The sequence below is a fragment of the Flavobacterium sp. genome (assembly GCF_044348915.1).
Classification (GTDB): Bacteria; Bacteroidota; Bacteroidia; order Flavobacteriales; family Flavobacteriaceae; genus Flavobacterium.
Window position 1 is genome coordinate 1 of record NZ_JBIKRX010000122.1, and the last position, 5914, is coordinate 5914.

Consider the following 5914-nt stretch of genomic DNA (forward strand, 5'->3'; position numbering starts at 1 on the left):
AATCCAGCAAAAATCGGATTATGATCGCTAATCTGATTGGCTGCCAATAATTTTAATTGCTCGGCTGTAGGTGTAATGGTTTTGTCTAAAACGGCTTGCAAATCGATTCCGAGTTCTTTGGCTTTGTTAAATTTATCTCCTGTTGCTGGCATAATGGAACCTAATGTTCCTGCCAATGCATAACCCGAAGCATTAGACAAAAAGAAAACTCCGTACAATAGAGATGAAAAACGTTTTGGAGATAATTTTCCAACCAACGATAACCCGATTGGAGACAAACATAATTCAGCGCAAGTTTGAATTAAATACAAAAGTATCAACCATTTGATAGCCAAAAGACCGCTATTACCTAAATCTTTCACATTGTGAGCGATGATAAAATAACTCAATGCAATCAATGCCAATCCGAAAGCTTGTTTCATTGGAGAAATAGGTTCTCTGTCTTTGCTTCGCAAATAATCCCAAAGCATACTAAACGGAATGGCAAAAGCAACCACAAATAATCCATTAAAAATTTGAACCATTGAAGGAGGCATATTCCAGCCAAAAAAGTTTCTGTCGGTTTGATTATCTGCGATAAAAGTCAATGAAGAACCCGCTTGTTCAAATGCTGCCCAAAAGAAAATAATGAAGAAGGCAACTATATAAATAACAAATATTCTATCTCTTTCGACTTTTGTTAATGAAGTGTCGGAAACTATTAATCCGGCCAATGTTAAACCACTAGAATAAATCAAAGTGTAAATTAAATTTTGATCAAAAACGAAATGGATAATGGCGCCTAAAGCCAAAAATGCAATTCCTGCAGTTGTCAAAGCCTTTTGAGAGAAAACTGCTTTTTGAGATTCACCTTCTTCAAAATCCGAAGCTTCATTTTTTGAAGGCAACCCACCTAGTGGTCTTCCTTCTGGACTAACCACATATTTGTCTTTCAATACATAAAATAGTACCGTGCCAATTAGCATTGCGATGGAAGCGGCCAAAAATCCATATTTAAAAGCGTGAATATCACGAATTCCGTTTGCATCTTTAACATCTCCAACAATTGGACAAATCAACTGACCCAAGAAAGCACCAAGATTGATTCCCATATAAAAAATGGTAAAAGCAGTATCCAATTTACTTTTTTCTTGTTTGGGATATAAACTTCCTACCATTGAGGAAATGTTTGGTTTGAAAAAACCATTTCCAAAAATGATAATTCCCAAAGCAGTCCACATTAAAATATTAGCCAGACTCAAATTAGCACCAAAAACGCTGGCACTGGCAAACAACAAAAATTGTCCAATGGCCATCATTAATCCGCCTAATAAAATACAGTTTCTGTTTCCAAAAAAACGATCAGCGATGAAACCTCCTAACATTGGCGTCAAATAACACAATCCCAAGAATCCTCCGTAGATTAATGAAGCATCTTCTTCTTTCATCATTAATGAATTCACGAGGAATAAGGTTAGAATGGCTCGCATTCCATAGAAATTGAAACGTTCCCACATTTCGGTGCCGAATAATACCCAAAGTCCTTTTGGATGTCCTGTTTTTACTGCTGCTTCACTCATTTTATTTATTTTGGTTAAGGTTATGTTATAAATTATTTTGTATAAAAGTAGTCATTTTATTGAACAATTGTATTCTTGTTTTTCCACCATAAATTCCGTGATTTTTATCGGGGTATATTTGGGAATCAAATTGCTTGTTGGCTTGAATGAGGGCTTCCATCATTTGCATCGAATTTTGTACGTGCACATTGTCGTCGCCCGAACCGTGAATTAGCAAATATTTTCCCTTAAGTTTACTCACAAAATTTATGGGAGAATTATCGTCATAACCACCAGGGTTTTCTTGCGGGGTTTGCATATACCTTTCGGTGTACACACTGTCATAAAAACGCCAGTTGGTTACTGGAGCCACTGCAATCGCCATTTTGAAAACATCATTCCCTTTCAAAATACAATTACTAGACATAAATCCACCATAGGACCAACCATAGATTCCAATCCTTGCCTTATCAACAAAAGGATAACTTCCGATTACCATAGCTGCATCAATTTGATCTTCGACTTCGTATTTTCCTAATTGTTTGTAAGTAACTTTTTTGAAGTCGGCACCTTTAAAACCGGTTCCACGACCATCAACACAAGCCACTATATAACCTTGTTGCGCCAGCATCATAAACCAATAATCGTCAGCACTGTTCCAATCATTATTAACTTGTTGTGAACCCGGTCCTGAATATTGATACATAAATACCGGATACTTTTTTGATGCATCAAAATCCTTTGGTTTCATAATCCAAGCATTCAATTCATTGCCTTTCTCGGTTTTTAGTACAAAAAATTCTTTTTGAGGCAAATTATAAGATTTCAACTTTGAGGAAAGTTCTTCGTTGTTTTCGATAACTTGAATTTGTTTTCCGGTTTTAGATTCATTCAGAGAATAAGTCGTTGGCTGGGTTACGGTTGAAAAAGTATTGATAAAGAATTGAAAATTAGGACTAAAAGTCGCTTTGTTGGTTCCCACATTTTGTGATAATCGCAGTTTGTTTTTTCCGTTTAAATCAACTCTGCAAACCGCTCTATTGATGGAACCATCCTCGGTCGATTGATAAAAAACAGTATTCGTTTTTTCGTCAAGCCCATAATATTCGGTTACTTCCCAATTGCCTGTTGTGACTTGATTAATTAATTTCCCTGTTTTATCATAATGGTAGATGTTATTGAAACCATCTTTTTCAGAAGTCCAAATAAAGCTATTGTCTTTCAGGAAAGTCAAGTTATCTGTATCTACAAAATCGATAAAGGATTTGCCTTTTTCATTCAAAACCACTGTTGTAGCAGCGGTTGTTGCATCTACAAAAAGCAAATCTAAATTATCCTGATGGCGGTTCAATATTTTTGCGGATAAGACATTGGTATCACTCGTCCATTCGATTCTTGGGATATAAAAATCATTGTATTGGCTTAAATCTACTTTTTTGGTGGTCTTAGCATCGATGCTATATAAATGCAGGGAAACAGTGGAGTTCTTTTCACCTGCTTTCGGGTATTTGAAGGTTTCAATTGTTGGGTACAAATTTTTCGCAAAAACCGACATTGAAAACTCTGGAACTTGAGTTTCGTCAAAACGAATGAAAGCTACTTTTTTGCCATCCTTACTCCAGTCAAAAGCTCTTACGAAGGCAAATTCTTCTTCATAAACCCAATCCGTGATTCCGTTGATGATCTCGTTTTTCTTTCCATCTTTGGTAATCTGAGCATTGGTTTTGGATGTTAAATCATAAATAAAAATATTATTATCCTTAACGTATGCAATCTTTTTTCCATCGGGTGAAAAAGTAGGTTCCTGTACTTGCTCTAGTATTTTTGCCAATTCTTTAGTTTCGATAGAATACAAATAGTAATCGGCAGTAAAAGAATGACGGTAAATTTGATTGGTATTATTGGCGATCAAAATCGTTTTTTCGTCCGAACTGAAGGTGTAACTATCAATTCCACCTATCAATTTACTCTGATTTTTGGTATCAATTAAGGTATTTACTTTTTTCAAAGTGGCGAAATCGAACAAGTCAATTTGCATACTTCGGCTTGACTGATCAAAATTCAAAACCGTATATTGATTGGTGTTTTTCATGGACTGCAATTCAACCATTCCCTTAGCTTGAAATTGTCCAGTATAAATGGCTTCGACAGTGATTTTTTGTTGGGCAAAAACAGAAGTCAACAGCAACAAAAACAGTAGGTTAATCTTATTGTAAATCATTAATTTTATTTTAATTTAAAAGCCCTCAATTTTAGTGAAAATTTTACAATTATTTCACGTTTTAAGTGTTAAATGTTATATCTATGGAGAAACAAGCTGTAAAACCGGCTTGCATCTCATTTTTTTTACTAATTTTGAATAAATCAATAATAATATGGAAACTATCAAAATTGAATTTCAATCCAGCATAAAAGAAAAGCTAATCGAATTATTGAATACTTTCTCTAAAAACGAATTGCATATTATTGAGGAAGATAGCCCAATTATTGAGGACAAATCTTTTGTAGAGTATCGGAGTAGCTTGCATCTCGAAGTCAAGAAAATTGAGTCGGGAGAGAGTAAATTATACGATATTGACGAATTAGATGCTATGCTAGAAAAGACAATTTCTAAATATGAAAATTAATTTTTCTGAAAAATTTTATTTTTTACTAAACGAAATAATTGATTTCATAGCGAAAGACAAACCAGCAGCTGCAAGAAAATTCAAGAAAGATTTAATTGTTGCCATCAAAAAAGATTTAAAATTTCCATACAATTACAAAAAATCTTTTTATCTCGAGGATGATACTTTTCGGGACTACACACACAAAGGTTATACTATAACATTCAAAGTTAACGACTCAAAACAATTAGTTATCGTTGTTGGCATTATCAAGAATAAATATTCCTATTAGAACCAAATTACAATGCCAAACTCAATCGCAGGATTTTCAAAATTATCCAAAGAAGAAAAAATAAATTGGATTGCCAAAGAATACTTTTCCAATCCCGAGGAAGCCATTTCTATCCTTAAAAACTACTGGAATTCAGACGAAAAATTACAGAAATTACACGATGAATTTATCGAAAACACGATAAGCAATTTCTACATTCCGCTAGGGGTTGCACCAAATTTCCTAATCAACGGAAAATACAACAGTATTCCAATGGCGATTGAGGAAAGCTCGGTGGTGGCAGCCGCCTCAAAAGCAGCGAAATTTTGGTCCACACGAGGCGGATTTAAAGCTAGCGTTATCAACACCGAAAAAATTGGGCAAGTGCATTTTATTTTCAAAGGAGATGAAACGAAACTTGATTTGTTTTTTGCTCAAACCAAAACCAAATTTTTCGCCAACACCGAAAGCATTACTAAAAATATGCAAAAACGCGGTGGCGGCATTTTGGATATCGAATTGCGAGACAAAACCAATTTGTTGCCGAATTACTATCAATTGCACGCCACCTTTGAAACCAAAGATTCGATGGGCGCTAATTTCATTAATTCCTGTTTGGAGCAATTTGCTAAAACGTTGAAAGAAGAAGCGCAAGCCTTTGATTTGTTTTCGGATGAAGAAAAAGAAATTGAAGTCATAATGAGTATTCTCTCGAATTATGTACCCAATTGCATCGCTCGTGCCGAAGTTTCTTGCCCTGTTGATGAATTGGCAGAAAAACATATTGAAAATCCAAAAGCTTTTGCTGAAAGATTCGTTCGAGCAGTTCAAATTGCCGAAGTCGAACCTTTTCGAGCCGTAACCCACAACAAGGGAATTATGAACGGAATCGACGCCGTGGTGCTTGCTACAGGTAATGATTTCCGTGCCGTTGAAGCTGGAATTCACGCTTACGCCTCCCGAAACGGAAGTTATTCGAGCTTGTCACACGCCAAAATCGAAAACAATATTTTTAGTTTTTGGCTGGAAATTCCGTTGGCTTTAGGAACTGTTGGCGGATTGACATCCTTGCATCCTTTAGTGAAATTATCATTGGAAATGCTTGAAAATCCATCGGCAAAGGAATTGATGCAGTTTGTGGCGGTGGCTGGTTTGGCACAAAATTTTGCTGCTTTGCGTTCACTAACCACAACCGGAATTCAGGATGGTCATATGAAAATGCATTTGAATAATATCCTGAACCAATTTGAGGCAACTGAGGAAGAACGAATTTTGATTCGAAAACATTTCAAGCATCAGGTGGTATCACATAGTGCTGTTGTAGAATATATTGAAACTTTAAGAAGGGCTGTTTAACCTACCACCCTGTCAGGGTTTTGAACCCTGACAGGGGTTATTTATACAATGAAAAAAGAATTTTACAGCAACGGAAAACTATTAATTACAGGAGAATATTTGGTTCTTGACGGAGCCAAAGCATTGGCTTTGCCTACCAAATT

At 35.6% G+C, this 5914-nt stretch carries 5 protein-coding genes and 1 pseudogene; 4 read left to right on the forward strand and 2 right to left on the reverse strand.

Annotation, left to right across the window (positions count from 1 at the left end; translation table 11 throughout):
• On the reverse strand, nt 1-1559 hold a 1559-nt coding region (locus tag ACIQ1E_RS13430; RefSeq protein ID WP_396171821.1), incomplete at its 3' end, for a peptide MFS transporter.
• 25 nt (nt 1560-1584) lie between these two features.
• Entirely contained in the window at nt 1585-3759 is a 2175-nt protein-coding gene (locus ACIQ1E_RS13435) for a S9 family peptidase (RefSeq protein ID WP_396171822.1), read from the reverse strand.
• A gap of 154 nt (nt 3760-3913) precedes the next feature.
• Here ACIQ1E_RS13435 and ACIQ1E_RS13440 point away from each other — a divergent pair, with 154 nt between their 5' ends.
• The 4 genes and pseudogenes from ACIQ1E_RS13440 to ACIQ1E_RS13455 all read left to right on the forward strand — a co-directional run.
• Nucleotides 3914-4165, forward strand: coding sequence for a hypothetical protein (locus tag ACIQ1E_RS13440; RefSeq protein ID WP_396171823.1), 252 nt, complete (start codon nt 3914-3916; stop codon nt 4163-4165).
• Nucleotides 4155-4436: a type II toxin-antitoxin system RelE/ParE family toxin gene (locus ACIQ1E_RS13445; protein WP_396171824.1), complete on the forward strand. Its 282-nt coding sequence runs from the start codon at nt 4155-4157 to the stop codon at nt 4434-4436. Before ACIQ1E_RS13440 ends, ACIQ1E_RS13445 begins: the two co-directional genes overlap by 11 nt.
• Before the next feature lie 12 nt (nt 4437-4448).
• Nucleotides 4449-5771: a hydroxymethylglutaryl-CoA reductase, degradative gene (locus tag ACIQ1E_RS13450; protein ID WP_396171825.1), complete on the forward strand. Its 1323-nt coding sequence runs from the start codon at nt 4449-4451 to the stop codon at nt 5769-5771.
• Nucleotides 5772-5819: 48 nt separating this feature from the next.
• Nucleotides 5820-5914, forward strand: a pseudogene (locus ACIQ1E_RS13455) (GHMP kinase); the annotation flags it as partial.